Below are 26,739 nucleotides of genomic sequence, written 5' to 3'. Positions count from 1 at the left end.
GCGCGGCTACTTGAAGCGGTCTCGGGCCTTCTCGAAGGCATCGCTGAAGGACTTCCAGGCGCGCTCCGCGCCATCGCGCAGGTCGTCCCAGGCGTCGTCGCCGGCCTCGCGCATCTCCTTGAGCTTCTCGCGCACCTCGTCGCGCTTTGCCTCCAGGCGCTCGGCCTCCCTCTCCCGCTCGATGCGGGCATCGGCCTCGGCGCCGCGGGCCCTGGCCCTGAGCTTGTCGATCTCGGCCTGCCACTCGTCCAGCTTGGCCTGCAGCTTCTGCTCGTAGGCGTCCCGGTTGCTCATGGGTCCTTCTCCTCGTTGTCGACGGTCTGGATGACCTCGAATCCCTCGAAGCTCGGCGGGCCCAGGTAGAGCCCCTCGCGCTTGCTCTGGCCGGCGCTGGCGTGGGCCTTGCGGAACGCCTCGGAATGGGTCCAGGCCTCGAAGTCCTCACGCGAGCGCCACACGGTATGGGAAGCATAGAGCACATGGTCCTCCCGTTCCGTTCCGCGCAGCATATGGAAGGCCTCGAAGCCGGGCAGCCCCTGCAGGTGGGTCTCCCGCTCCAGCCAGATTTGCTCGAACTCTTCCGTGCGCTCGGGGTTGACCCGGAATCGGTTCATGGCGATGTACACGGGCATCTCCTGTTGAGGGGGCAAGGACCCTCGACGATGACAGCTCGCCCCCGGCGCGACAAGCCGCGGCCCGGCCTCAGGCATGGGGGCAGGTGGTCATGGCGGCGCCCCGGTGTTGCCGGCGTGAGATTACCGTGTGTGACAGTGCGACGGTTGTTCCTATCGCCATGCTGCTCCACGCTGGGGGAGTGCCGACACGCCATCGCGCACCCAGGGGCGGCGACCGGGCGCCGGAAGCGGTCCACCACTTCGTGGCAGTCACGCGGAGGACGCATGATGAGGCTTTCCAGCACGGGGTTCGCGGTCCTGGGGGCCGCGCTGATCGCGATCAGCTACGGGCTCGCCCGCTTCGCCTTCGGGCTCTTCGTGCCCCCGATCCGCGAGGAGCTGGGCCTCTCCTCCTACGTGATCGGCATCATCGGCTCGCTGCCACTGATCAGCTTCCTGCTGGCCACTGCGGTCGCGCCGCTCGTCACCCGCTACCTCGGGGCCCGCTACACGGCGGTGCTCTCCGGGGGCTTCGGCGTCGCCGGGCTTTCGCTGATCAGCCGGGCCACCGGTCCGCTGATGCTGGGCGCCGGGGTGTTCGCCTGCGGGATCTGCACCGGGCTGATGATGCCCGCGCTCACCGCGGCCATGCAGGCCGTCGTCAAACGCTCGCTGCACGGCCGCGTCAGCTCGGTGATGAATGCGGGCACCAGCATCGGCGTGATCGTGGCCGTGCCCACGGTGCTGTTCCTGGTCGGCGCCTGGCGCCTCGCCTACCTCTCCTTTGCCATCTTCGCCGGCCTCGGGGTGATCGCCGCCTGGCTCTTCCTGCCCTCGGTCTCGCGGATCGTGCCGTCGAATGCGGCGGACCCGCCGCCTCTCAACGAGCTTCCCTGGTCGCGCCTGATCCGGCTCACGCTGTTCGCCTTCCTGATGGGCTTCGTCTCCGCCGCCTACTGGATCTTCGCGCCCGACCTGATCGTGACCCTCGGCGGCCTGCCCACCAGCGCCACCGCCTGGCTGTGGCTCGCGGTGGGCGTCGCCGGTCTCGGCGGGGCGGTGGTGGCCGACCTGGCCGATCGCAACAACCCGCCCATCACCCAGGCGCTGATGCTGATGATGCTCTCGGCGAGCCTCGCCCTGCTCGCGGCCAGCCCCGACCAGCCGCTGCTGACGGCCTTCTCGGCGCTGGTCTTCGGCCTGGCCTACATGAGCCTGACGGGGCTATACCTGATGACCGGCATCCGCCTGCTGCCCGGTCGCCTCTCCGTGGGGCCGGTGCTGCCCTTCATGGCGGTATCGCTTGGACAGGCGACCGGCTCGCCGGTGGTCGGCCGCCTGGTGGAGGGCTTCGGCTATGCCGATGCGTTCGCCATGTTCGCCGCGCTCGGCATCCTGGTGGCCATCCTCTCGCCCTTCTACCCGGGCGCCATCGCCCAGGCGGAGGAAGAAGAGGCCGCCGAGGAGGAGAGCGGCCTCCAAGCGGCCTACGACAGCCAGCTCCTGGACGAGGAGGGCGAGCCCCTGGAGGACCCCCTCGAAGAGGAAGAAGAGCAGGCCGCCGCCAGCTCGTGAGCGGCGCCTTGCCGGTCACGCCGTGGCCGGCAAGGCTTTGGTCGTAGGAGATCTGCCGTCGGCGGCGGCTGCCAGGACTGTTACGCTACGTAAAAAGCATATTAGAAAAGACACACAGGGAACGATCATGGACGATGCCACCGAGCCGCGCATCACGCTGCACCCGCACTCCCGCCGGGTGCGGGTCGTCATCGACGGCACCGTCCTGGCCGACTCCACCTGCGCCATCGAGCTGCGCGAACGCGGCTACCCGCCGCGGCAGTACCTCCCCCGCGACGACGTGCGCATGGACCTGCTGACCCTCTCCGAGACCGTGACCCATTGCCCCTTCAAGGGCGACGCCGTGTATTTCTCGTTTGGTGAGCACCAAGATGTGGCGTGGAGTTATGAGAAGCCGAAGGAAGGGATGGAAGATATTGCGCTTAATATGGTGTTTTTTTGATAATTTTTTAGAGGGCGGTTCCGTGCTTGTTATATGTTGAGAAATTTAGTGAGGTGCGAGTGGCTATAAAATGGAAATCGGGTGCTAGGCTGAATCCGCAGGTGGTTCTTGATAGGATTGAAAGCTCAAAGTCGGTGTCGAGAGATGGCAGAGTTTCTTATTCGGCTTTTGATTACCATGAGGCTTTTGCAGCAGTCTTTTCACTCCTTGATATACCCAAGGCAGTATCAAAGGAGCTTGATGTCGACGAGTTGGTTTCTAATGGGTTGGCGAGCGCTGCCAGGGCGGGAATTATTACTAAAGATAGCGCGATCTTCCACCTGAATGCAGTGGCTAATAACATGCTTTCAGTCAGAGAGAGCTCTTACCACCTTCTTACATCATTATCCATTAACGGTAGCTTACCGTTTCGTCGAATAGAGTATGGAGGAGAGAGAATAAGAGTCATTGATGGCGATTACCCTAAAAAATATAGTTCAAGGAATCGTGCTGTTGAGGGAAAGTTGTTAGATTTGTCGTTAGTTCATGACGGCTATTCAAAAATAATAGTGTCTTCTAAGTCCAAGTCTATCCATGGTGCTGCATCTAAGGCTCTAGATTCTCTAGATTCAGTTAGGGCGCTGATATCTTTATTTTCGAATTCAAGCATGGAGCTCATGGGGAGTTCTACTTCGCCAATAAATAAAGTTCGAAATGGTCAGGTGCATACCCTTCATGCTGATAGCGGGCAGTTAGCAACCTCTATGATTTGGTACGAACCAAATTTCGTGGAAGCTGAGGTGTATAACCATAAAGCGCCGGAAATACTGCATAAAAACTTCAAATGGAGTGTTGATAAGATTGGCCGTTGCAAATATAGGGATGTGCTAGAAGATGCACTTTTAAAGTATGTTAGAGCTTTGGATGAAAAGGATCATAACTCTGCGGCAGTTCGGCTGTGGGGTGCACTTGAGACTCTGGCTTCACCTGGCGAGGCTCGGTACGAAAATATAACGAAAAGATGCTCTTTTTTATTTGAAGAGGCTGAATATCATCGCCAAATACTGGAGCATTTAAAGGGGTTCAGGAATCGAAGCGTTCACTCCGGATATCAGAGTGATATGGCGAAAACTTTTTGCTATCAGATGCAGTTCTATTTCCGCCAGGTATTTATTTTTCATCTTCATGGTGTTGGTGAGTTTTCCTCTCTGGATGAGTTAAATGAGTTCTTGGATCTTCCAGTAGAGGCCTCTAGGCTTTTAAGCCGTAAAAAACTTTTGGATAAGGCTATGAGGTTCAGGAAGTTGAATTTCTAAAGTTATAGCGGGGGTGCTGGATTTGTAGTTGATAGTTTAAAGTTTGTCGAAGGTCGTTTGTTTAAAAACATAAATTTACATTTTTTACACTTCCCCTCAGTCCGTCTCATAAGTCTTCTCTCCAGCGCACCCAGCCACTGGCTTTGCTCGTTTTACTGCAGTGGGTTAGTGGCGGGCGATTATGATGCCGGTTTGGGCGATCCCGAACCAGGGTTGGGTTGAAGTCTCCGGGAGCAGCCTTTTCCATCAAACCTTGTCTTCCACCTCTTTACTTATCACTACTCGATTCCTGCCGCCGTGCTTGCCGGCGTACAGGGCCTGGTCGGCCTGGTGGATCAGGGCGTCCAGGTCGGTTGCCTCGTCGAGAACCCCGGCGATGCCGATGGTCACGGTCAGGCGGTGGTCGGGTATGGCCTCCATCACCGTCAGCTCGCTGACCTTCTGCTGCAGGCGTTCGGCCACCATCTGGGCGTCCTTCGGGTGGGTATCCGGCAGGGCGACGATGAACTCCTCGCCGCCGAAGCGCCCGATCACATCCTGGGGCCGGAGTGAGTTTTTGCAGGTCTCCGCGATCGCCTGGAGCACCGAGTCGCCCTGGCCGTGCCCCCAGGTGTCGTTGATGGCCTTGAAGTGATCCACGTCGATCATGAACAGGCTGAACGGTGACCCGTCGAATTTCGCGCGCTGCAGCAGCTCCCGGGCCCGCTCCATGAAGTGGCCGCGAGAGTCCAGGCCGGTCAACACATCCCGCTCGGCGACCTTTCTCAGCTGGGCCTCCAGCGACTTGCGGTGAGCGATCTCCTCGACCAGCTGGCGATTCTGCACCCGCTCCTCCTCCAGCAGCGCGAACTGCCTGCGCTGCAGCGTTTCCAGGCGCAGCAGGGCGAAGAACCCCACGGCGTTGGTCATGATCAGCAGCAGCGAGATGCGCAGCACGACCACGGCGGGAGTGTCGGCCACCGTCACCGCCGCGGCCAGGAAGCCCAGGGTCAGGTAGAGGCTGGCGATGGCCACCACGGGCAGCAGGTTGGGGATCAGCAGGTAGAACGCCATGGTAGCCACCACCACCGCGGTGACCTGGGTGGCAAGGCTCTCGGGGCGCAGGGGAACGATCAGGATGATGGCCGTGGCCAGTATCCACAGGGGCAGGGCGTGCAGCCACATCCGGCGGTTGTAGTCACCGACGCGTCCGATCACCAAGGCCAGCGTCAGGCAGGCGACCACCACTACCAGGCGCATGGCGAGCAGCAGCGTGAGCTCGGTGCTCGCGCCGATGTAGTGGTAGTCGGAGATGGCGAACATGCCGAAGATCAGGGCCGCCACGATCAGCGTCACGCAGGATTCGCGTCGAACCCGAGGGGCGACCTCCCGGCGATACATCGCTTCCCTGCCGGGGTCGCGAAACTGGCCGGTCAGCCGGTTCAGCCGGTCTCTTGTGATGGGTGACGACAAAGGCCGACTCTCCCGGTCCTGTGGTGATCGAAGGGGTGATCGAAGGGGTGATCGAAGGGGTGATCGAGGCGGCGTCGCGGTGCTGCCGGCCCGGTGCACTATAAGCGCATCAAGGTGGCGGGAAAACCGGCGGATTCCACGGCTCACCCCGTTCCCAGTCCGCTTACCCGCATCACGCGCCGCTCCACCGCGTCCAGCAGCTGGCCGCGCCCGGTCTCGACCAGGGTGAGCCAGTGGCGGGCGCGGGTGATGCCGGTATAGACCAGCTCCCGGGTGAGGATCGGGTTGGGGGCGTCGGGGAGCAGCAGGGCGGTGTGGGTGAACTCCGAGCCCTGGGACTTGTGCACCGTCATGGCGAAGACCGTCTCCACCGCCTGCAGGCGGCTGGGCAGCACCCACTTGATACGCCCGCTGCCGTCTCCGGCGGGGAAGGCGACGCGCAGCGCGGGGCCGCGATGATCGGCGCCCTCGTCCGAGTGGCGGGGCAGCGCCAGGGTGATGCCGATATCGCCATTCATCAGCCCCAGGCCGTAGTCGTTGCGGGTGACCAGCACCGGGCGGCCGGGATACCAGAGCCGGCGGCCGTCGCCGCTGTCGATCAGGCCCTCCTTCTCCAGCGCGGCGCGGATGCGCTCGTTCAGCCCCTCCACGCCCCAGGGGCCGCGGCGCAGGGCGCAGAGCAGCTGGAACTGGCCGTGGGCGGCCAGCACCTGTCGGGCCCAGTCGTCCAGGGCCTCGCGGTCGATCTCGCCATTCGCATCCGCCTGTGGCGCGGCGGTTTTCATCACTTCCAGGTTCTGCATTACCTCTAAATAGTGGCGATAGCCCACCGGCGGCGGCAGCGTCCTGCCGTTCACCATGCGGCCCTCGCCGGCGCTCTTTCCTCGATCAGGGAAGCCCGCGGCGTGGCCCGAGACCACCAGCCGCTCCAGGCCGAGGTCGCCGTCCGTCTCCAGCTTGAGGTGCGAGAGGTCGGCGTAGCCGTGACCGAGCACCTCGCGGATGGCGGCACGCTTCTCGCGGCCCGGGGCGTCGCGGTTCACCGCCCCGGCGAGCCTGCCGATGCCGCTGGCCGCATCGAAGCGGTGGCTGACCCTGAGCATGGCGATGGCCTGGTCCAGCGGGGTGGCCGCGGGGTCGATCATCTCGGTGGGCAGCGCCTGGCCGGTGGCCGCGGCGAGCCAGTCGGCGGTCTCGTGCGTGTAGTGGCCGCCCTCGGCCCGGGCGCAGAGGTCGCCCAGCACCGAGCCCGCCTCCACGGAGGCGAGCTGGTCCTTGTCGCCCAGCAGCACCAGGCGGGCCCGGGGCGGCAGAGCGTCGAGCAGGGCGGCCATCATCTCCACGTCGACCATGGAGGCCTCGTCCACCACCAGCACGTCCAGCGGCAGCGGGTGGCGGGCGTTATGGCGGAAGTGGCGGGTATCGGGGCGCGAGCCCAGCAGCCGGTGCAGGGTGGTGACCTCGGTGGGTATTGCTCGACGAAGGTGGTCTACCGCTTTATCGCCCAATAAATTGGGCTCCCACAATGGGTTGCTGCCCTCAGGCTTCTCGGGGGCAGCCAGCAGTGGGGCCAGACCCTCCAGCTGAAGCGAGCTGACCTGCCCGGCGATGGATTCGTTGAGGCGCGCGGCGGCCTTGCCGGTGGGGGCGGCGAGACGGATGCGCAGCGGGCGCTGCCCTGCGCCGAGGGCCAGGGTCTGCAGCAGGGCGAGCAGCTTGACCACGGTGGTGGTCTTGCCGGTGCCGGGGCCGCCGGTGATCACCGCAAAGGGGGAGCGGGCAGCCAGGGCGCAGGCGGCCTTCTGCCAGTCCAGGGTGGTGCTGGGGGGGAAGAGGGCGTCGAGAGCCGGGGAGAGGGCTTCGAGGTTTATGGCCTGATCCGGGCGCCTGTCGGCGCCATCGCGCGGCGGAGCCGTGCTCCTACAGGCGTCGTCGCCTTTGCCCAGTCTCGTCGCAATGTGGTGGCGTATTTCCCGCTCGTGGTGCCAGTAGCGGCGCAGGTAGAGGCGGGTGGCGTCGAGCACCAGCGGGGTGCTGCCGGGGCCGTGGCCGACGATCAGCGGGTGATCGAGGTTGGCCTGCCAGTCGGCGAGAGTGAGCTCACCCAGCAGGGCGCTGGGCAGCGGGGGCGGGTCCTCCAGGCTGTCGCCCTCCGGCGGCAGCGAGAGCGCGAGGTCCGGCTCGGCGAGGGTGCGCTCCAGGTCCAGGCAGACGTGGCCGCGGCCGAGCTGGTGGCTGGCCAGCGCCGCGGCTAGCAGCAGCGGGGCGGGGGCGTCGGGCACCTCCCGGGCCAGGAAGGCGGCGAAGGCGCGGTCCAGGGCGCGCAGCCAGCCGCGGGCCACCCAGCGATCGAGCAGGGCGAAGAGCGCTGCGGTGTCCCGTAGAGCCTCGGCGGCGCCGGCCTCGTTGGGGGTGGTCTCGGCGGTGGGTGAGGGGTCACTCATGCTGTTGTCTCCAGCGCTCATGGCTGCTCCTCCGGGGAGGCATCGGCATTGCGAAACAGGGCGTCGAGCGCCTCGATCAGCTCGCGGGGCGGGCGCTCGCGGTGCACGCCGCGGGAGGGGGCGTGCTGGCCGCGCAGGAAGACGTAGAGCGCGCCGCCCAGGTGGCGGTCGATGTCGTAGCCGGGCAGCCGCGCCTTCAGCAGGCGGTGCAGGGCCAGCAGGTAGAGGCAGTACTGCAGGTCGTAGCGCTTCTCGCGCACCGCCTCCGCCATGGCCGCCTCGCTGTAGGCCTCATCGTCACGGCCCAGGTGGTTGGACTTCCAGTCCAGCACGTAGAAGCGCCCCTCGTGCTCCACCACCAGGTCGATGAAGCCCTTGAGCATGCCGTTGAGCCGGTCGCGCTCGAGCGCCGGGCGGGAAGTGCCACCCAGTGTGTGAGCGCTCACAAGGGCGTCCAGGCGGGTGGTGTCGACCTTGTGGGCAGAAAACCAGAACTCCAGCTCCACCTGATAGTGGGCGCTCTCCAACCGGTCCAGGCGCAGCGGCGAAACCGGCCCCTCGGGGGCGTTCGGCACCGGCAGCTCGCAGGCCAGCAGCCCACGCAGCCAGGCCTGCAGCGCCGGGATGCGCTCGCGCCAGCCGCGCAGGTTGGCGCGCCGCGCCAGGGTGTCGTTCAGGCGCTCGGGCTCCGCGGCCAGCCGGGCGAAGCCCTCGGCGCCGGCCCACTCCAGCAGGCCGTGCAGGAAGGTGCCAGCCGCCGGGCCGCGGGGGAAGCGGTGAAGCGAGGCATCACTCACCGGCAGCGGCACGCTGGCCGGGTCGCTGGGCTCGTCGCGCATCTCCCGGGCGGTGGCCTCCAGAGCCGTCTCGGGTTCTTCCAGAAGAGGGGGTTCTTCCAGAAGAACGGGCGCTTCCTCCCTGCCGCCGATTCGCTCGCCGCCAATTCTCTCAGCACCCGGGCGCAGCGCCGAGTAGCTGGCGATCCACCAGTGCTCCCGGGCGCGGCGGGCCGGGGTGAGTGCCTCGCTCAGCGCCTCGCCGTTCGCCTCCATGGGCACCATGAGGTCGCTGGGTTCCGGCGCCGGCTCGACCCGGAGCTCCGTCTCCGCCACGCCCTGGGCGAGGGGGAAGAGGGCCTCGAGCAGGCCGTCCGTCGAGGGCGACGAGAGCGGTGCCCCGGCGGTGAGCACCTGGCCGATGGCGCTGCGCTCGAACCCCTTGAGCGGCGCGATGCCCAGCCAGGTGGCGTGGCGGGCGCGGGTCAGGGCCACGTAGAGCTTGCGCAGGTCCTCGCCCAGGCGCTCGTCGTCGGCGCGGGCCAGCACGGTCGCGTCGGGCTCCAGCGAGAGGTGGCGGCGGCCCGCCTCGTCGTGCCAGGTGAGCGGCAGGTCGGTGTCCTTCTTCTCGCGGAAGGCGCAGATGAAGGGCAGGAAGACCAGCGGATACTCCAGCCCCTTGGACTTGTGGATGGTGATCACCTGTACCAGATCGGCATCGCTCTCCAGGCGCAGGCGGTGGGTGTCGGCCTGCTGGGGCGGGTGGGCCCGGGCCTCGCTCAGGTGGCGCAGCAGGGCGTGCTCGCCGTCGAGCTCGGCGCTGGCCTCCTGCAAGAGCTCGCCCAGGTGCAGCAGGTCGGTAAGGTTCCTTTCTCCGCTGGCGCTCCTTAGCAGCCGGGTTGGCACGGCGAAGTCGGCCAGCAGCCGGTGCAGCATGGGCAGCACGCCCTGGCGCTGCCACTGCCGGTGGTAGCCGCGGAACTGCAGCACGCGCTCCTCCCAGGCCAGCTCGTCGTGCTGCAGGGCATCGAGGTCGTGATTGCCCATGCCCAGGCTGGGCATGGCCAGCGCGGCGTGCAGGCGCCGCTCGCTGTCGGGCTCGGTGCAGGCGGCCAGCCACACTTCCAGCTCCAGGGCCGCGGGGGTCTCGAACACCCCCTCCTTGTCGGAGAGGTAGACGCTCTTGATGCCGCGGTCGAGCAGCGCGCCGCGGATCGCCTTCGCCTCGTTACCGTTGTTGACCAGCACGGCGAGATCCGATGGCTTGAGGGGGCGGAAGGGCTCGTCCGGTCCACCGAAGCCGGTGCGCCCGGCCTGGCCCTCGCGCAGGAGAGTGGCCATCTCGGTGGCGCAGCGCGCGGCCATCTCCTTGAAGTAGGCGCCCTTGGTCATTCCGTTGCTGGGCCCCTCGGCCTGTTCGCCCGCTAGATGCCCGCCCTTCAAATGCCAAAGCGTCATGGCCGGCAGCGGCTCGCCGTCGCGGGTCAGGGCGTCCTTGCGGCCCTTCGCCGCCACGGGCAGGAAGGGCACCGGGTTGTCGCCCTGGGGGGAGCGGAACAGGAAGGCGCCGCGGCCGGCGGGGTGGGCCTCGGCGAAGCGGAAGACGCGGTTGACCGCCTCCACCATGGCGGTGGAGGAGCGGAAGTTGGTGCCGAGCGTGACGTGGCGCCCGGCGGTGTCGCGCCGCGCCTGCAGGTAGGTGTGGATATCCGCGCCGCGGAAGGCGTAGATCGCCTGCTTGGGGTCGCCGATCAGCAGGACGGCCCCGGGGTTGTCGGGGTCGGGGGCCTCGGCCAGACGGTAGACGTGGTCGAAGAGCCGGTACTGCACCGGGTCGGTGTCCTGGAACTCGTCCACCAGGGCCACCGGGAACTGGCGGCGCACGTGCTCGGCCAGCGCCCCGCCGGCGGGGCCGGCGAAGGCGCGGTCGAGGCGCTCGAGCAGGTCGTCGGGGCCGAGCTCGGCGCGGCGCTGCTGCATGCGCTCGCGGCGCTCCGCCATCCAGCGCACGGCGTGGGCCAGCAGGTCGGCATGGGCGCTGGGCAGGGCCTCGAGTTGCTCGGGCAGCGCGGCCAGGGCGTGCAGGGCGGGGTGGTCCAGGGGCTCGCCTTGTTTCCAGATCTCGGCGATCCCCTCCGGCGTCAGGCGCTTCCAGGCGGCGTCGGTGAGCGCGGGGGTGGCGAGCTCGGGATCAAGGGCCCAGTCGCGCAGCTTCGCCAGCCAGTCGACGCGGCTCCTGCTGTTGAGCTTGCGCTGGTCGAAGGCCTTGGCGGCGGCGGCGCTCTCCAGTTGTTCGGCGAGCTCGTCGAGCCAGGCGGGCCAGGGCGCCTTGAGTTCGGCTAGCACCCGGGTGCGCTCGGCCTGCAGGGTGGCCAGCGCCCCGGCGGGGGGCGGGGCGTCGGGCAGCAGCTCGGCGTCGCCCTGCAGCCGGCGGACGTCCTCGGCCAGGGCGTCCGGGGTCTCCCAGTAGCGGGTGACCACCGCCAGGGCCTCGGCGTCCAGGGCGTAGTAGAAGCTGCGCCAGTAGTCCCGGGCGACCTCCAGCTCCAGCTCCGACTGGTCGAGGTTCATCTCGAGCGAGAAGAGGCTGCCGCTCTCGAAGGCGTGCTCGCGCAGCATGCGGTGGCACCAGGAGTGGATGGTGGAGACCGCGGCCTCGTCCATCCACTCGGCGGCCAGCTGCAGGCGGCGGGCGCAGGCGGGCCAGCGCTCGCGGGGGTAGCTGTCGCGCAGGGCGAGCAGGGGGTCGCCGCCCGGCGGATCGCCGCCCGACTTGTCCACCGCCTCCAAGTTATCCACCGGCGGTTCGTCGAAGAGATCCCCTGTCATGGACGAGGCTTTCCCCGGCGCTTCGTCTTCCGTGTTGGCCGCATCCTGAAACGCCTCGGCGGCCTCCACCAGCCGGGCGCGGATGCGGTCGCGCAGCTCCCGGGTGGCGGCGTTGGTGAAGGTCACCACCAGGATCTCCGGCGGGGTGAGGGCGCGGGGGAAGCTCTCGGCGTCGGCCTCGTCCCGGGGGCCCAGCACCAGGCGCACGTAGAGCAGGGCGATGGTGAAGGTCTTGCCGGTGCCGGCGCTGGCCTCGATCAGCCGGCTGCCGGTGAGCGGCAGGCGGATAGGGTCCAGGGTAGGGGGCGTCTTCTGCTCCTGAATGCTCATGCCTGGCCTCCCTTGCCCTTGCCGTCACTTCCGCTGCTTTTCTTTTCCTTCGGTTTCTTCACCGCCCGGAGCAGCGGGGTGTAGAGCCGCTCGGCGAGCTCGGCGAAACCGCCGCCCTCCGGCGACTGGAGCAGCGCATCCAGCTCCGGCCACTGGCGCAGCAGGTAGGGATCGCGGCCGCGCTCGCCATGGTCGTTGTTGAAGCCGCTGCCGTAGAAGACGGTGCTGGCGGCCTTCCAGGCCTTGTCGTCCTCTTCGCTTGCCGTGCCGGCGAGGCAGCGGGCCATGGCCGCAGGGCTTCCGCCCTTCTCCAGCCAGGCGAAGGCGGTGTCTCGGGCCAGGGGCAGGGGGGTGGCCATGCCGTGCTGCCAGGCCGCGGCGATATCGGCCAGCCGTGCGCGGGCCTCCTCGGCGGGCAGCGGGGCCAGGGTGCCGCCGCCGGCGCGGGAGAGCAGCCGGGTGGTCATGGGGCCCTCCAGCTGGCCGGCCAGGTGGGCCACCCAGGGGCCCAACCAGTGCTTCCAGTGGTACTTGCCCTTGTTGACCAGGCTGCTGGTGGTGAGCAGCACCCGGCAGCGCTCCATGGCGTCGTTGACGCGCAGCTCGCCCAGCCAGTCCTCCAGGGCCAGCCCGCCGCCGGCTGTCTCATCGGCCCCTTCGCCCAGCGCCTCGCGAAGGTTCAGTGAGACGGTGAGGGGCTCCTCCATGGCGTGGGGCCACTCGGCGAGCACCTGGCGGTAGTCGGCGAAGAGGGTGTCCATGGGCTCGACGAGGCTGTCGCGCATGCGCTCGGCGAAGCCGCCCATGGCCAGGCGCCCCTGGCGCTCGAGGCGCTCCAGGGTGGCCAGCATGGCGGGCTCATGCGGCTCGCCGGCCTCCACCGCCGCGCGGCTCGCCTCGATCAGCGCATGCTGCAGCTGCCAGTGGTCGAGGCCGCCGAGGGTGAAGGGCTCGTGGTCGAGGCGCTCCATGGCCTCCGTTGCGAGAAAGACCTTGAGCCGGGTGGTGGTGAAGGCCTGCACCGGCGCCTTGAGGAAGTTGCCCAGCTGGGCCAGGGTCAGCGGGGCCTCCTGGCGGAAGGGGACAAGCGGCACCGGCTCGGCCGGCGCGCTCTCGGCGCCGGGCAGGTGCAGCTCGCGCCACTCGTGGGCATAGGTACTCAGCGGAGAGCCTTCCTTGAAATACGCGATGCTGAAGGGCTGCAGCGGGTGCTCGGTGGTCAGGGCCGCCAGCAGCGCCTTGCCGCCGTCGTCGTCCTGCCCGGGTGACGCGCTGGATGACAGCCGCCAGCCCCGGGCCAGGTGGTCGCGCAGCTGGCCGAGCAGCACCGAGGGGGGCTGCTCGCTGTTGTCGACGATGCTGCGCCCCACCCAGCTGATGCTCAGCCGGTCGCGGGCCGAGAGCAGCGCCTCGAGGAAGAGGTAGCGGTCATCCTCGCGGCGGGAGCGGTCGCCGGGGCGGTAGTCCTGGGCCATCAGGTCGATGTCCAGCGGGCGCTGCACTCGCGGGTAGTCGGCGTCGTTCATGCCCAGCAGGCAGACGTGGCGGAAGGGGATGGCGCGCATCGGCATCAGGGTGGCGATGTTCACCGCCCCGGCCAGGAAGCGCTGGGAGAGGCTCGCCTCGTCCACCTGGGCGAGCCAGTGGTCGCGTACCACCGAGAGCGGCAGCGGCTCGGTGAGCCCGGCTTCCTCGGCGCTCTCCTGCCAGGCGTCCAACGCCTGCTCGAGCCGGGTCAGCGCCATCAGGTCCTGGTCGGAGTCGGCCAGGAAACAGGCCGCCAGCAGCTCGCGCAGGCGCTCGCCCCAGCCCGCCACGTCGCAGGGCTCGGCGAGCGTCTGCCACTGGGCCTCCAGGGTGTCGATCAGGCTGACCAGCGGGCCGGCCAGCGCCGCCTCCAGCCCGCCGATGTCGTCATAGGGCTCCACCCCCAGCCAGGGGCCGTCGGCGGCGTCGCCTACCGCATAGCCCAGCAGCAGCCGGCGCAGGCCGAAGACCCAGGTGTTGGCGGTGAGCCCTTCCGGCAGGTCGAGGCTCTGGCGCTGGCGGGCGTCGAGCCCCCAGCGGATGCCGGCGCCCTCGATCCAGCGGCGCAGGGTGGGCAGGCCGCCCTCGGGGATGCCGAAGCGTGCGCGGATGGCCGGCACCTCCAGCAGGTCGAGCAGATCGCTTACCGAGAGGCGCAGCTCCGGCAGGCGCAGCAGCGACTCCAGCGCGATCAGCAGCGGCAGGCGGTGGCGGCTGGCCTGGTCGGAGAGGGTGAAGGGGATATAGCGCGGGTCGTCGGCATCGAGGCGCCCGAAAACCGCCTGCACCGCGGCGGCGTACTGGTCCACGTCGGGCACCATCACCAGGATGTCGCGGGGCCGGAGGGTCGGGTCCTCGCTGAAGGCGGCCAGCAGCTGGTCGTGGAGGATCTCCACCTCGCGCAGGGCGCTGTGGGCCACCTGGAAACGCAGCGAGCGGTCGCGGGCCGGGTCCACGGCGGGCCAGCGCTCCCGGCTCTCGGCCAGGGGGCGCAGCTCGAGGATATCGTCCTGGAGCTGGCGCAGCAGGCTCGCCTCCTGCCCCGGCTCTTCCGCGCCGGCCAGCGGCGAGTCGAAGAGGTCGATGCGCAGCTCCTCCCCCTCGAAGAGGCCGCGGTAGGCCTGCTGCTCGTCGAACTCGTCCAGCAGGCGCAGGTAGTCGCGGCCCTGCTTGCCCCAGGCGGCCAGCAGCGGCTGGGCGTGGAGGTGCAGCTCGGTCTCGGCGAGGTCCGCCGGCATGCCGGGGCGCCGCCGCTGGCGCTTCCTCTCGGCGCGTAGCAGGTCCTTGTGCTCGATGATGTCCGCCCAGTAGTGGCGGCAGGGGTTGTGCACGCAGAGCAGCACCTGGCTGACCCGCGCCATGGCGGCCAGCGCCTCCAGGGTCTGGGCGGGCAGCGAGGAGATGCCGAAGACGATCACCCGGCGCGGCAGGCCGGGCGGGCGCTCGCCCAGCTCCCGGCAGGCCGCGAGGAAGCGCTCGTGGACCGCCGCGCGGCTGGAGGCCAGCCCCGCCTCGCCATGGGCACGGGCGATGTCGTCGCGCAGCGCCCGCCACAGCTCCGCCTGCCAGCGCTGCTCCTCGGCCAGCGGCCGGGCCTCGCCCCGGGCGGTGATCAGCACGTCCTCGCCCGCCGCCCAGGCGGTGAGCCAGTCGGCGCGGTAGACCTGGTACTGGTCGAAGAGATCGGCCAGGCGCTCGGCCAGCTGGTGGCGCTTGCGCAGGTCGTCGTCGCCCTCCAGGAAGCGCGCCAGGGGGGCAAAAACGGGGGCGTCCAGCAGGGCGGGCAACAGGCGCATCAGCCGCCACACCAGCCGCGGCTTGTCGAAGGGGGAGACCGGTGGCACCTGCTCTTCCCCGAGCACGGACCGGTAGGCCTGCCACAGGAAGCGCGCCGGCAGGGTGACGTCGAGGGCCGCGGCGATGCCGGCGCCGCCCCGGGACTCGTCGGCGGCCAGGGCGAGCTTGAGCCACTGGCTGATGCCGTTGCTCTGCACCAGGATCGTCTCGTTCTCCAGCGGCCCGAGCGGATGGCGGCGCATCCACTCCACCGCCAGGCCGCGCAGGGCCTCCAGGCGGTTGCCGTGGATCACCATGAAGCCGGGTTCGAGCTCGGGGCCATGGAGGGTAGAGAGAGGCATGGCGCGGTTCCTTCGCTGGGTGCCGAGGGCTATGACAGGCCTCTCATGGTGCCACAGCGCGGTGCCGGATGGGCTACCATCGGGGGATCGCGATTCTCACGGAGCCCCTGTCATGAGCGACTACCTGCTCGAAGAACACCCCCTGAGCCCGGGCAAGATCTACCGCCTGCTGTCGGGCAGCATCTGCCCGCGCCCCATCGCCTGGGTCTCGACCCTGGACGCCGCGGGCAACGCCAACCTGGCGCCTTTCTCGTTCTTCAACGTGGTGAGCGTCAACCCGCCGGTGCTGGGCTTCTCGCCGCTGCTCGACGGCGACGGCAACCCCAAGGACACCATCCGCAACCTCGGCGAGGTGGGGGAGTGCGTGGTGCATATCAGCGGCGAGGGGCTGGTGAAGGAGATGAACGCCACCAGCGCGGGGTTGGAGCACGGCGCCGACGAGTTCGTCCACGCCGGGCTGGAGAAGGTGGCGATGGCCGGTGTCTCGGTGCCGCGGGTGGCCGGCGCCCCGGTGGCCTTCGGCTGCCGCCTGCGCGAGATCATCCGCTTCGGCGACCAGCCCCTGGCCGGCAATCTGGTGCTGGCCGAGGTGGTCTCGATCCATGTCGACGACACCCTGTGGGACGGGCGCCACGTCGATGCCGAGGGGCTCAAGCCCATCGGGCGCATGGCGGGCAACGACTACGCCCGCTGCACCGACCTCTTCGAGGTGGAGCGTCCGGCCTCGGGCAGCGCCATGAGCGCTCAGCAGCGCGGCGGCCGTTAAGGCTTGGTGAAGGGAATGAAGTAAGGGGCGCTGGGGTCAAGCCGAAGAGGAGGTCCTATGCCAGGGATGGCATCGGTAGCGTACAGGGAGGTATTCACAGCGCCTCCTCGCAGGCTTGCCGCCAGATCAGCCCCGAGCGGCGGAAGCTATATGCAATAGCCTCGGACCCGTCGGGGCGTTTTGGCTTACTGAGCTTCCGGCGGAACGAGCGCCTCCGGCACCTCGATGCCGATCTCGCGGTAGTAGCGCACCGCCCCGGCGTGCAGCGGGGTGGTGGTGTTCTCCACCGAGATCTCGGCCGTCATGCCCTTGGCCGGGGCGAAGGTCTCGCCCAGGCGCTCGATGTTCTCCCAGTAGGCCCGGGTGAATTCGTAGCCGGCCTCCTCGGAGAGGTCGCTGGTGGCGGCGATGCCGATGTAGGTGCCCAGGGTGGTGGCCGCCGGCATGTCGCGGTAGGTGCCCTCGGGGATCTCGGTGCGCGACAGGAAGGGCAGCGCCTCGGTAGCGGTGGCCACCTGCTCGTCGGTCATCGACAGCACCCGCAGCGGGCGCGAGGAGTGCACCTCGGTGAAGGCCGGGATCGGCGGGATGCCGTTGTAGCTGAAACCGACGATGCGGCCGTCCACCACGGCGTCGGCGGCGTCCGACATGCTCATGCGCTGGAAGTCCGGCGAGATGCCCAGGGCGGTGAAGACCAGGTCGGTGATGTACTCGCCGCCGCCGCCGATGCTGCTGGGGTTGAAGCGGGCTCCCTCCAGGTCCTCGAAGGTCTCGATGCCGCTGTCCTGGCGCACCGCCCAGTGCATGGTGGAGGGCGCGACCCACAGCACCATGCGCATCTGCTCGATGGCGTCGTTCTCGTAGCGCCCCTCGCCGTTGTAGGCCTCATAGGCGCCGGGGGCGTCGATCAGCCCCATGTCGATCTCGCCGCGGCCCAGGCGGATGGCGTTCTCGCGGGAGCCGCCGGTCTCGCGGACCGAGACCTCCAGCGGGGCGTCGCCGCTGACCAGCCGCGAGAGCTCCGAGAAGCCGAAGTACCAGCCGGAGGCGGTCGGGGCGACCCCGATGCTGACGGCCTCGTCGGCGAGCACGGGGGCCGCCAGGCCCGCGGTGAGCACGGCGGCGGCCAGCGGGGTAAGCAGGCGATGGGACATCGATCTCATGGCAGTTCTCCTTGCACGGTTGTTGTTGTCGGCAGCAGGCCGGCCTCATCGGCCGGCCTGCTCCTCTCGCCAGGCGGCGATTACCTCGCGGGCCACCCGCAGCCCGTCGATGGCGGCCGGGAAGCCGCAGTAGGGCACGCACTGCAGCAGCACCTCGCGGATCTCCTCCTCGCTGCAGCCGTTGTTGAGGGCACCGCGCAGGTGCACCTTGAGCTCATGGGGGCGGTTCAGCGCCACCAGCATGCCGATGTTGATCAGGCTGCGGGTGGGGCGCGCCAGGCCCGGGCGGTTCCAGATGTCGTTCCAGCAGTTGCGGGTCACCAGCTCCTGCATGGGCCAGCTGAAGTCATCCACCTGGGAGAGGGCGGCGTCCACGTAGGCGTCGCCGAGCACCTCGCGGCGGGTGGCGAGTCCCCTGGGATCAAGATCGTCCTGTCGTTTGCTCATGTCACGGCTCCTTCTCGTTCACGGGGCGGCTACTGGGCCAGATCAGTGACGGGCTCGCCGGCGGCGAAGGCCAGCAGGTTGTCGAAGGCGTCACCGAAGTAGAGCTCGTAGCTGTCCTTCTCCACGTAGCCCAGGTGGGGCACGCCGAGGAAGTTGGGCAGTTCCAGCAGCGGGTGGCTGACCACCGGCTCGTCGTCGAAGACGTCCGCGGCGGCCATGCCCGGGCGGCCGGCGCGCAGCGCGGCCTCCAGGGCGCCGGGGGCGAGCAGCGGTGCCCGGGCGGTGTTGACCAGCAGCGCCGTGGGCTTCATGCGCGCCAGGTCCTCGGCGGTGACGATGCCGCGGGTCTCGTCGTTGAGGCGCAGGTGCAGGCTCAGCACGTCGCTGAGTTCGAACAGCTCCGCCTGGCTGGCGGCCACCTCGAGGCCCGCCTCGATGGCCCGCTGGCGGGTGCCCTCGCGGCCCCACACCAGCACCTCCATCTCGAAGGCCCGGGCGTAGCGGGCCATCAGCTGGCCGATCTTGCCGTAGCCGAAGATGCCCAGGGTGCGCCCCTTGAGACCGGTGCCCAGGGTGCGCTGCCAGCGGCCGGCCTTGAGGTTGGCGGCCTCCTCGGGGATATGGCGCATGGCGGCCAGCACCAGGCCCCAGGTGAGCTCGGCGGCGGCGTAGGGCGAGCCGGTGCCGGCCATCACCGTGACGCCTCGCGCCTTGCAGGCGCCCAGGTCGACGTGGGCGGCCCCGCCGCCGGTCTGGCTGATCGCCCTGAGGCGCGGCAGGCGGTCGAGCAGCTCGGCGGTGATCGGCGTGCGCTCGCGGATCAGCACCAGGGCCTCGGCGTCCTGGAAGCGCGCCGCCAGGGTGTCGAGGTCGGTGACGGTGTCGTTGAACACCGTGACCTCGTGGCCCTCCAGCTTGGCGAAGGCGTCCAGGGTGCGCACGCAGTCCTGGTAGTCGTCGGGTATCACGATCCTCATCGTGCAGGCTCCTTGTCGGGGGAGGGGCGCGCCGGGGCACCCACGGCGTCGCGGTGTCTCAGCAGCTGCCAGGCGAACAGGCCGCCGATCAGGGCGATGCCGGCCACGTCGGTGATCGCCTGTCCGCTGATCAGCATCAGGGCCGCGGCCAGCAGCAGGCCGCGCTCCAGCCAGGAGCAGGGCCGCAGGAAGTAGCCGATGGTGGAGGCGGCCAGGGCGATGATGCCGAGCACCCCGGAGCCCACCGCCATGGCGATCTGCAGGGCGGTGCCGTCGCCGAGCAGCGGCGGGTGGTAGATGAACATGAAGGGGATCAGGAAGCCGCCCAGGGAGATCTTGGTGGCGGTCAGCGCGGTGCGGAACCAGTGCGAACCGGCGATGGCGCCGCCGATGTAGGCGGCCAGCGCCACCGGCGGGGTGACCCCGGAGAGGATCGCGAAGTAGAGGATGAACAGGTGGGCCGAGAGGTTCGGCAGGCCGGCCTCGATGAAGGCCCCCGCCACCACCGAGGCGGCCAGCATGTAGGCGGCCACGGTGGGCAGCCCCATGCCGAGGATGATCGCCACCACCATGGCCAGCAGCAGGGTGATCAGCACGTCGCCGCCGCTGACCACGAGGATCACCGAGGAGACCTTGAGGCCGAGGCCGGTGAGGCTGATGACCGAGGCGATGATCGCCACGCTGCCGATGATCACCGCGATCATGGCGGCGGTCATGGCGCCGGCCTCCAGCGCCGCGGGCAGCGATTTGAGGCGGTCGACGAAGCTCCCCGGGCTGCGCCAGGAGAAGAGGTAGAGCGCCATGGCGGTGAAGTAGGCGGCCACGGCCGCGGTGGTCGGGGTGTAGCGCATCACCAGCAGGGTGATCAGCACCGCCAGCGGGATCACCAGGGTCTCGATGTTGAACAGCCCCTCGCGCAGGCTGGGCCGCTCCGACTTGGGGATCGGGTTGAGGCCCAGGCGCTTGGCCTCGAAGTGCACGCTCATCCAGATGGCCAGGTAGAAGAGCAGGGCCGGGATCAGCGCGGCACCGATGATCTCCAGGTAGCTCGTCGAGATGACGTCGGCCATGACGAAGGCCGCGGCGCCCATGATCGGCGGCAGGATCTGCCCGCCGGTGGAGGCGGAGGCCTCGGTGGCGGCGGCGAAGCGCGGGCTGTAGCCGTTCTTCTTCATCATCGGGATGGTGAAGACCCCGGTGGTGGCGACGTTGGCGGCGGTGCTGCCGCTGATGCTGCCGAACATGGCGCTGCACAGGGTGGCGGCCTTGGCCGGCCCGCCCGCCATGCGCCCGGTGGCGGCGTTGGAGAGGCGCATGAAGGTGTCGCCGCCGCCGGTGGTGACCAGCAGGGCGCCGAACATGATGAAGATGACGATCACCGTGGAGGAGGTGCGCATCAGGCTGCCGTAGACGCCGGTGGGGCTCAGGTAGAAGGTGGCCACCAGGTCGTCCCAGCGGAAGCCGCCGTGGCCCCAGACGCCGGGCAGGTGCTGGCCGAAGGCGGCATAGGCCAGAGCGATCAGCACCAGCACCGGGAAGGCCAGGCCGATGGCGCGGCGGCACGACTCGAGCAGCAGCAGGATGGCCGAGATGCCGAAGACGATGTCCAGGGTGGTGGGCATCAGGTAGCCGAGCTGGTAGATGATGCGGTCGAAGTGGATCACGTAGTAGGCACTGACCACCACGCCGAGGACGATCGGCACCAGGTCATACCAGGGAATGCGGTCGGCGTCGCGGCGGCGACAGCTGTAGGCGAGGAAGATCAGCGGCAGCGCGAACAGCAGGTGGATGGCGTTCTGGGTGTTCACCGGACCGGTGACGGCCGTGTAGAGGTGGAACAGCGCCATGGAGACGGCGGCGAGGCGCGTCACCAGGAACCAGAAACCGGTCAGCTGGCGCTTGCCCGAGTCCTCCGAGTACTTCTCGACGACGTTGGGGTTTGCAGGGGTGTCCATCGGATGACTCCCGCACCGCGGCAAGAGGGACAGGGCGGTGCGTCAGGATAAGGGCATCGGGGAACCCCCCGCGGGCGCGGGGCCCGCGGGGAGAGGGGGTTACTGGGCTTCGGGGGGTATCACATCCTCGGGAATCTCGAGGCCCAGGTCGTCACGATAGTAGCGCAGGGCGCCGGCGTGCAGCGGGAAGGTGGCGTTGTCGATCACGTCCTGCGGGGTCACCCCGTCGGCCGGCTTGAAGGAGTTGGCCACCTGCTCGTGGTTCTCCCAGTAGGCCTTGGTGATCTCGTAGACGGCGTCGTCATCCAGGCTGGCGTTGGCCGCCACGCCCATGTAGATCCCCAGCGACTGCGCCTCGCTCATGCCGGTGTAGGTGTCGGCGGGAATCAGGGTCGGGGTGAGGAAGGGCAGCTCCGCGGTGACCGCCTCGACCTGCTCGTCGGAGAGCGACAGCAGCTGCAGGGGGCGCGAGGCATGCACCTCGGTGAAGGCCGGAATGGGCGGCACGCCGTTGTAGCTGAAGCCCACCAGGCGGCCGTCGGTCACGCCCTCGGCGGCGTCGTTGATGCGCATGCGCTGGAAGTCGGGCTCCACGCCCAGGATGCCGAACACCAGCTCGGTGATGTACTCGCCGCCGCCGCCGATGCTGCTGGGGTTGAAGCGCGCCCCGTTGAGGTCCTCGAAGGTCTCGATGCCGCTGTCCTGGCGTACCGCCCAGTGCATGGTGGAGGGGGCGATCCAGTAGATCAGGCGGGCGTCGGGGTTGGGGGTGTCCTCGAAGCGGCCGATGCCGTTGAACATCTCGTAGCCTACCAGCGCCTCGGTGAAGGCCAGGTCGAGCTCGCCGCGGGAGAGGCGGATGGCGTTCTCGCGGGTGCCGCCGGTCTCCCGCACGGTGATCTCGTAGGGGGTGTTGGCGCTGATCACCCGGGCACCCTCGGAGATGCCGAAGAACCAGCCGGTGCCGGTGGGAACGGCGCCGATGTTCAGCGCGGTCTCGGACTGGGCCTGGACATTGGCGGCGCCGAGGCTGCCGATGGCGATGAGCGAAGCGGGGATGATCAGGCGTGCCTTGCGGGTCAGCGATGTCATTGTCGTGTTCTCCTGGCTCCGGAGAGCCGGTTGCACTGTTGTTGTCTCGCGGGATGCGGTTGTCGTTCGGGACGCTGGCGCCGGTGGTGGCCGGCAATCGTCCGGTGGCTCGCCGTGTGACTCGGGACGGGAGGCAGCGAGCCAGGTTTCATTGATACCCTCCTGCTGTCAGCCTGTACATTGGTGATTCATGAACCCGCCTTCTCCAGATACGAAGGCAGGAATCGCCCCGCTTTTTGCCGCATTGCAGCGAAGAAATGCCGGCGGGTTCGGCGCGATGATGGCCGCGGTCACCCGCTCGATGCGGCGGATTCGATCAGGTGGTCGACGAACATTCTGGCGGCCATGGAGAGCCGCTCCGGGTCGTGAACGTAGATGCTCAATCTTCGCCTGGCCCAGGCGTCGCGGATCGACAGGACCCTCACGTTCAGGCCCCCCACGTACTGGCGGATCGCCCCGCGGGGCACCACGCCGACGCCCAGGCCGGCCTGGACCATCATGCACAGGGCGTCGTAGCTGGTGACCTGGATACGCAGCCGAAGCGGCCGGTTGGCCAGGCTGGCGGCGCGCAGCAGTTCCAGGTTGATGGCGCTGGAGGTGTGCAGCCCCACGTGGGGATAGTCCAGGCATTCGCGAAAGTCGATCGTCTCGCGGTCGGCCAGCGGGTGGTCAAGGGGCGTGACCAGCACCAGGTCGTCGACATGGTAGGGAAATTCCACCAGGTCATAGCCGTGGGGCAGCCGCGCACAGACGCCGATATCGGCGTTGTTGCTCATCACCTCCCGGGTGATGATCGGGCTGACTTTCTCCTCCAGCTGGACGCCGATATCGGGATGTTTCTCGAAGAAATCCTGGGTCTCGGTGGGCAGGTACTGGGTGATCGCCGACATGTTGGCGAAGACCCTGACGATGCCACGATTGCCGCTGGAGTACTCGCGCATCTGCAGCTCGAGATCCTCCAGGTTGTGCAGCACGCCACGCGACAGGTTGAGCAGGGCGTTGCCGGCCGGCGTCAGCTCCACCCCGCGGTTGTTGCGCTTCAGCAGCGGGGTGCTGAAGTGGGCCTCCAGCTCGCTGAGCCGTTTGCTCACCGCGGAGGTGGCGATGTACTCCGCCTCGGCGGCGCCGGTGATGGTGCCCGTCTCGGCAACCCGGACGAACAGCCTGAGCGAGGTGGGGTCGAGTCTCATGGCGGCGATCCCGGGTCAGGGGGCGAGCAGCTGGTCGGCCAGGTCGTGGAAGTCGTCGGCCACCAGGTCGAAGACCGGATCCACCGTCAGGTCGGGGACGGCGTCCGGCCCATGCTCCAGGGGGCGCCTGACGAAGGCGGTACGCAGCCCCTCGCGGTGGGCCGCCTGGAGGTCGTCCTGGTGGGCCGCCACCATCATCACCTGGTGGGGCGCCAGGTCGAGCAGCTCACAGGCCTTGTGGTAGACCTCCGGGTCGCGCTTGTAGTGCCCGGCCAGTTCCGCCGATAGCACGCAGTCCCAGGGCAGCCCCGCATGCCGGGCCATGTTGACCAGCAGCGAGACGTTGCCGTTGGAGAGGGGGGCGAGGATGAAGCGCGGCCTGAGGCGCTCCATCCCCGCCACGCTGTCCGGCCAGGGATCGAGGCGGTGCCAGGCGCGGTTGAGGTGCTGCCGGTCTTCCTCGCCCAGGGCGTCGGCGAGGCCGAACGCGTCGATCAGCCGATCCAGGGTCATGCGGTGCAGGTCGTCGAGCCGCGTCCAGGGCAGCTCGCCGCGGCGCACTCGATCCATGGCCGGGGCGTAGCCGCCCCGCCAGGCGTCGGCGAAGGCCGCCCAGTCCACGTCCAGGTCACGTGCCTGACCCAGCGCCTGGCCCTCGCGGATGACGCTGCTGCGCCAGTCCACCACGGTGCCGAAGACGTCGAAGGTGAGGGCCTTGACCTCGGCCAGGGAGTCTCGGCCCTGGCCGGGCGGGGGCGTGGCGTGGGACATGGTCGCTTCCTGTGATTGTTGTCGGTTGTCGCCGCCGATTGGCCGGCGTCCCCACGGACATCCCGGGCTGGGAGTAGCGTTGGAAGAGCGTCCAAGGGAGAGTTGTATGCAATCAGGCTCGATTTTGGCCAAATGTAGGCCTATATTGGCCTTCGGCGCAATCAATCGTACACAACATTGCCTCCTACCTTGGTCGAAGGGAGACCGCCATGACAGCCGCCGATCGGGTCTACCAGATCATCAAGAAGCGCATCCTCGACGGCCAGTATCCCGCCGGCAGCTACGTGCGGGAGGCCACCATCGGCCAGGAGCTGGCGCTCAGCCGCACGCCGATTCGTGAGGCGCTGCGGCGGCTGGTCTCCGATGGCTGGGTGGAGGCGATTCCCCACCATGGCGCCCGGGTGGTGGCCTGGACCCAACGGGACGTGGAGGAGGTGTTCGAGCTGCGCGTGCTGCTTGAGCCCCAGGTGGTCAGGCGCGCCGCGCCGCGGATCGATGCCGAGCGCCTGGCGACCCTCGACGGCCTGGCCGAACGCATGGAGGCGCTCTGCGAGCGCGGTGACGACGCTTCCGTGGACGAGATTGCCCAGCTCAACAACCGCTTCCATGCCGAGCTGGTGGCGGCGGCCGACAGCCCCCGGCTGCAGCGGCTGCTCGAGACCATCGTGCAGATCCCCGTCTCGCGGCGCAGCTTCCACCGCTACACCCGCGACGAGCTGCACGGCAGCATGCAGCACCACCGCGAGCTGATCCGGGCCCTCTCGCTGGGCGACGGCGAATGGGCGGCCTCGGTGATGCGCGCACACATCCTGGCCGCCCGGGCCGCCCAGCTTCGCCCGGTAGCACGCGACGAGGAGGCCGAGGAGCCGGCCTTCCGCCGGCGACTGCATCGCGCCTGACGTCCCTCGGCGCCAGCCCCGACCCACGAGTCCCTACAACAACACCTTCAGGACCGCTCCCATGAACTCCCACGACACCCGTAAACCCCTCAACCTGGCCCAGCAGCTGATCCGTGACCACCTGGTGGAGGGCGCGATGATCCCCGGCAGCGAGATCGCCCTGCGCATGGACCAGGCCCTGCTGCAGGATGTGCTGGGCACCCTGGTGATGCTGGAGCTCGAGGCCATGGGCCTCGATCGCGTGCACACCGACCCCAGCGTGCAGTACATCGACCACGGCCTGGTGCAGGCCGACCACCTCAATGCCGAGACCTATCTGTTCCTCAAGAGCGCCTGCGAGCGTTTCGGGGTCTGGTACTCCGGCCCCGGCAACGGCATCAGCCATCCCGTCCACATGGAGCAGTTCGGTGTGCCGGGCCAGTCCATCGTCGGCTGCGACAGCCACACCACCGCCGCCGGCTCGCTGGGCATGCTGGCCATCGGCGCCGGCGGCATCGAGGTGGCCACGGCCATGGCCGGCGAGCCGCTCTACCTGACCATGCCGGAGGTGTGGGGCATCCGCCTGGAGGGCCGCCTGCCCGACTGGGTCTCGGCCAAGGATGCGGTGCTCGAGCTGCTGCGGCGCCACGGCGTGGCCGGCGGCAAGGACACCATCATCGAGTACCATGGCCCGGGCCTCGCGCACCTCTCCGCCATGGACCGCCACGTGCTGGCCAACATGGGCACCGAGATGGGCGCCACCGCCACGGTCTTCCCCAGCGACGAGGAGACCCGCCGCTTCCTGGCGGCCCGCGGCCGCGAGGGGGACTGGCAGCCGCTGGCGGCCGAGCCGGGCTGTACCTACGACCGGGAGGAGACCCTGGACCTCTCGGGTCTGGTGCCGCTGATCGCGCTGCCCTCCAGCCCCGACAGGGTGGTGCCGGTAAGCGAGGTGGCCGGCGAACCGCTGCACCAGGCCTACATCGGCTCCTCGGGCAATCCGGGCTACCGGGACTTCGCGGTGGTGGCGGAGATGGTGCGCGGGCGCACCGTGGCCGAGGGCGTCTCGCTGGACATCAACCCCTCGTCGCGCCAGGTGCTGACCACGCTGATTCGAGAAGGGTACCTCGCCGACCTGGTCGCCAGCGGGGCACGGCTCCACCAGACCGGCTGCAACGGCTGCATCGGCATGGGCCAGGCCCCGGCCGCGGGGCTCAACAGCCTGCGCACCGTGCCGCGCAACTTCCCTGGCCGCTCCGGCACCCGCGAGGACAGCGTCTTCCTGTGCAGTCCCGAGACCGCTGCCGCCTCGGCGCTGGCGGGGGTGATCACCGACCCGCGCACCCTCGACATGGCCTGCCCGCGGATCGTCGAGCCCGAGCGGATGGTGGTCAACCGCGAGCTGTTCACGGCGCCGCTGCCGCCGGCCCAGGCACGCCTGAAGCCGCTGCAGAAGACCGACAACACCCCGGCGCTGCCGGAGCTGTCGCCGCTGCCCGACCTCCTGGAGGTGCCGGTGCTGCTGGTCACCGGCGATAACGTCTCCACCGACGACATCATGCCGGCGGGCCAGCGGGTGATGCCCTACTGGAGCAGCGTCTACGCCTCGGCCCCCTTCACCTTCGAGGCGGTCGACCCCGACTATGCCCGGCGCGCCGAGGCGAGCCGCGAACTGGGCGGCCATGCCATCGTCGGCGGCCACAACTACGGCCAGGGATCGAGTCGCGAGAACGCCGCCCTGGTGCCGCGCTACCTGGGGCTGCAGGTGGTCGTGGCGGAGAGCTTCGCGCGCATCCACTGGCAGAACCTGGTGTGCTTCGGCGCCCTGCCGCTCACCTTCGTGTCACCGCGGGATGCCAAGCGGCTGGAGCGGGGCGACAGCCTGGTGATCCGCGACCTGCATGCCCAGCTGGCCGCCGGCCCCGACCTCGCCGCCGAGGTGGTCGGCAAGGGCACGTTCCGCCTGCACCACGGGCTGAGCAGCCGCCAGCGGGAGCTGCTGGCGGCGGGCGGGGTGATCAACCTGCTGCGGGCGCGCCAGGGCGAGGCGTCGGCGGCCCGCTGAGCCTTGCCGCTGA

Annotated in this window: 19 protein-coding genes; 6 read left to right on the top strand and 13 right to left on the bottom strand. The window is 68.7% G+C overall.

The genetic code is table 11. The annotated features are described in order from the left end of the window. Positions 1 to 6 precede the first annotated feature (6 nt). Entirely contained in the window at positions 7 to 294 is a 288-nt protein-coding gene (locus NFC98_RS14940) for a coiled coil domain-containing protein (protein ID WP_254275711.1), read from the bottom strand. Continuing rightward, positions 291 to 626 (bottom strand): antibiotic biosynthesis monooxygenase, encoded by a 336-nt coding sequence (locus NFC98_RS14935; RefSeq protein ID WP_254275710.1) that lies wholly within the window; start codon positions 624 to 626, stop codon positions 291 to 293. The genes NFC98_RS14940 and NFC98_RS14935 overlap by 4 nt, the downstream gene beginning before the upstream one ends. Positions 627 to 899: 273 nt before the next feature. Here NFC98_RS14935 and NFC98_RS14930 point away from each other — a divergent pair, with 273 nt between their 5' ends. From NFC98_RS14930 to NFC98_RS14920, 3 genes are all read left to right on the top strand, one after another. Then, the gene (locus NFC98_RS14930) at positions 900 to 2,189 is read left to right on the top strand and encodes an MFS transporter (RefSeq protein ID WP_254275709.1); all 1,290 of its coding nucleotides are present in this window, start codon (positions 900 to 902) and stop codon (positions 2,187 to 2,189) included. A gap of 127 nt (positions 2,190 to 2,316) precedes the next feature. Next, positions 2,317 to 2,631 carry a DUF427 domain-containing protein gene (locus NFC98_RS14925; RefSeq protein ID WP_254275708.1) on the top strand — a complete coding sequence of 105 codons (315 nt, stop codon included), beginning with the start codon at positions 2,317 to 2,319 and terminating at the stop codon, positions 2,629 to 2,631. A 59-nt stretch (positions 2,632 to 2,690) separates the two neighbouring features. Continuing rightward, entirely contained in the window at positions 2,691 to 3,926 is a 1,236-nt protein-coding gene (locus tag NFC98_RS14920) for a hypothetical protein (RefSeq protein WP_254275707.1), read from the top strand. Positions 3,927 to 4,172: 246 nt separating this feature from the next. Here NFC98_RS14920 and NFC98_RS14915 read toward each other — a convergent pair whose 3' ends face one another. The 4 genes from NFC98_RS14915 to recC all read right to left on the bottom strand — a co-directional run bounded on the left by NFC98_RS14915 (position 4,173) and on the right by recC (position 15,422). After that, entirely contained in the window at positions 4,173 to 5,378 is a 1,206-nt protein-coding gene (locus NFC98_RS14915; protein WP_254275706.1) for a diguanylate cyclase, read from the bottom strand. A 143-nt stretch (positions 5,379 to 5,521) separates the two neighbouring features. Further along, positions 5,522 to 7,822, bottom strand: coding sequence for an exodeoxyribonuclease V subunit alpha (recD, locus tag NFC98_RS14910; protein WP_254275705.1), 2,301 nt, complete (start codon positions 7,820 to 7,822; stop codon positions 5,522 to 5,524). 17 nt (positions 7,823 to 7,839) lie between these two features. Continuing rightward, entirely contained in the window at positions 7,840 to 11,757 is a 3,918-nt protein-coding gene (gene recB, locus NFC98_RS14905) for an exodeoxyribonuclease V subunit beta (RefSeq protein ID WP_254275704.1), read from the bottom strand. After that, the gene (gene recC / locus NFC98_RS14900; protein ID WP_254275703.1) at positions 11,754 to 15,422 is read right to left on the bottom strand and encodes an exodeoxyribonuclease V subunit gamma; all 3,669 of its coding nucleotides are present in this window, start codon (positions 15,420 to 15,422) and stop codon (positions 11,754 to 11,756) included. The genes recB and recC overlap by 4 nt, the downstream gene beginning before the upstream one ends. 112 nt (positions 15,423 to 15,534) lie before the next feature. Here recC and NFC98_RS14895 point away from each other — a divergent pair, with 112 nt between their 5' ends. Then, entirely contained in the window at positions 15,535 to 16,188 is a 654-nt protein-coding gene (locus NFC98_RS14895) for a flavin reductase family protein (RefSeq protein ID WP_254275702.1), read from the top strand. 185 nt (positions 16,189 to 16,373) lie between these two features. Here NFC98_RS14895 and NFC98_RS14890 read toward each other — a convergent pair whose 3' ends face one another. From NFC98_RS14890 to NFC98_RS14860, 7 genes are all read right to left on the bottom strand, one after another. Next, a complete protein-coding gene (locus NFC98_RS14890; RefSeq protein ID WP_254275701.1) occupies positions 16,374 to 17,351 on the bottom strand; it encodes a TAXI family TRAP transporter solute-binding subunit in 978 nt (325 codons plus the stop codon). A 45-nt stretch (positions 17,352 to 17,396) separates the two neighbouring features. Further along, positions 17,397 to 17,798 (bottom strand): carboxymuconolactone decarboxylase family protein, encoded by a 402-nt coding sequence (locus NFC98_RS14885; protein WP_254275700.1) that lies wholly within the window; start codon positions 17,796 to 17,798, stop codon positions 17,397 to 17,399. A gap of 29 nt (positions 17,799 to 17,827) precedes the next feature. Next, on the bottom strand, positions 17,828 to 18,775 hold the full coding sequence (locus tag NFC98_RS14880) for a D-2-hydroxyacid dehydrogenase family protein (protein ID WP_254275699.1): 948 nt from the start codon (positions 18,773 to 18,775) through the stop codon (positions 17,828 to 17,830). Beyond that, positions 18,772 to 20,730 (bottom strand): TRAP transporter fused permease subunit, encoded by a 1,959-nt coding sequence (locus NFC98_RS14875; protein WP_254275698.1) that lies wholly within the window; start codon positions 20,728 to 20,730, stop codon positions 18,772 to 18,774. Before NFC98_RS14875 ends, NFC98_RS14880 begins: the two co-directional genes overlap by 4 nt. A 99-nt stretch (positions 20,731 to 20,829) precedes the next feature. Further along, the gene (locus NFC98_RS14870; RefSeq protein WP_254275697.1) at positions 20,830 to 21,822 is read right to left on the bottom strand and encodes a TAXI family TRAP transporter solute-binding subunit; all 993 of its coding nucleotides are present in this window, start codon (positions 21,820 to 21,822) and stop codon (positions 20,830 to 20,832) included. A 290-nt stretch (positions 21,823 to 22,112) separates the two neighbouring features. Beyond that, positions 22,113 to 23,012: a LysR family transcriptional regulator gene (locus tag NFC98_RS14865; RefSeq protein WP_254275696.1), complete on the bottom strand. Its 900-nt coding sequence runs from the start codon at positions 23,010 to 23,012 to the stop codon at positions 22,113 to 22,115. Between the two features lie 15 nt (positions 23,013 to 23,027). Continuing rightward, positions 23,028 to 23,783 carry a haloacid dehalogenase type II gene (locus NFC98_RS14860; protein WP_254275695.1) on the bottom strand — a complete coding sequence of 252 codons (756 nt, stop codon included), beginning with the start codon at positions 23,781 to 23,783 and terminating at the stop codon, positions 23,028 to 23,030. Positions 23,784 to 23,992: 209 nt separating this feature from the next. On the opposite strand from NFC98_RS14860, the gene NFC98_RS14855 reads away from it, so the two are divergent. Both NFC98_RS14855 and NFC98_RS14850 read left to right on the top strand, forming a co-directional pair. Beyond that, entirely contained in the window at positions 23,993 to 24,682 is a 690-nt protein-coding gene (locus NFC98_RS14855) for a GntR family transcriptional regulator (protein ID WP_254275694.1), read from the top strand. 61 nt (positions 24,683 to 24,743) lie between these two features. After that, positions 24,744 to 26,726, top strand: coding sequence for an aconitate hydratase (locus tag NFC98_RS14850; protein WP_254275693.1), 1,983 nt, complete (start codon positions 24,744 to 24,746; stop codon positions 26,724 to 26,726). Positions 26,727 to 26,739 lie beyond the last annotated feature (13 nt).

The organism is Halomonas sp. 3H, from assembly GCF_024206005.1.
Taxonomy (GTDB): domain Bacteria; phylum Pseudomonadota; class Gammaproteobacteria; order Pseudomonadales; family Halomonadaceae; genus Halomonas; species Halomonas campaniensis.
Note: the sequence above shows the minus strand (reverse complement) of the source record. Positions and strands in the feature narration are given on the sequence as shown.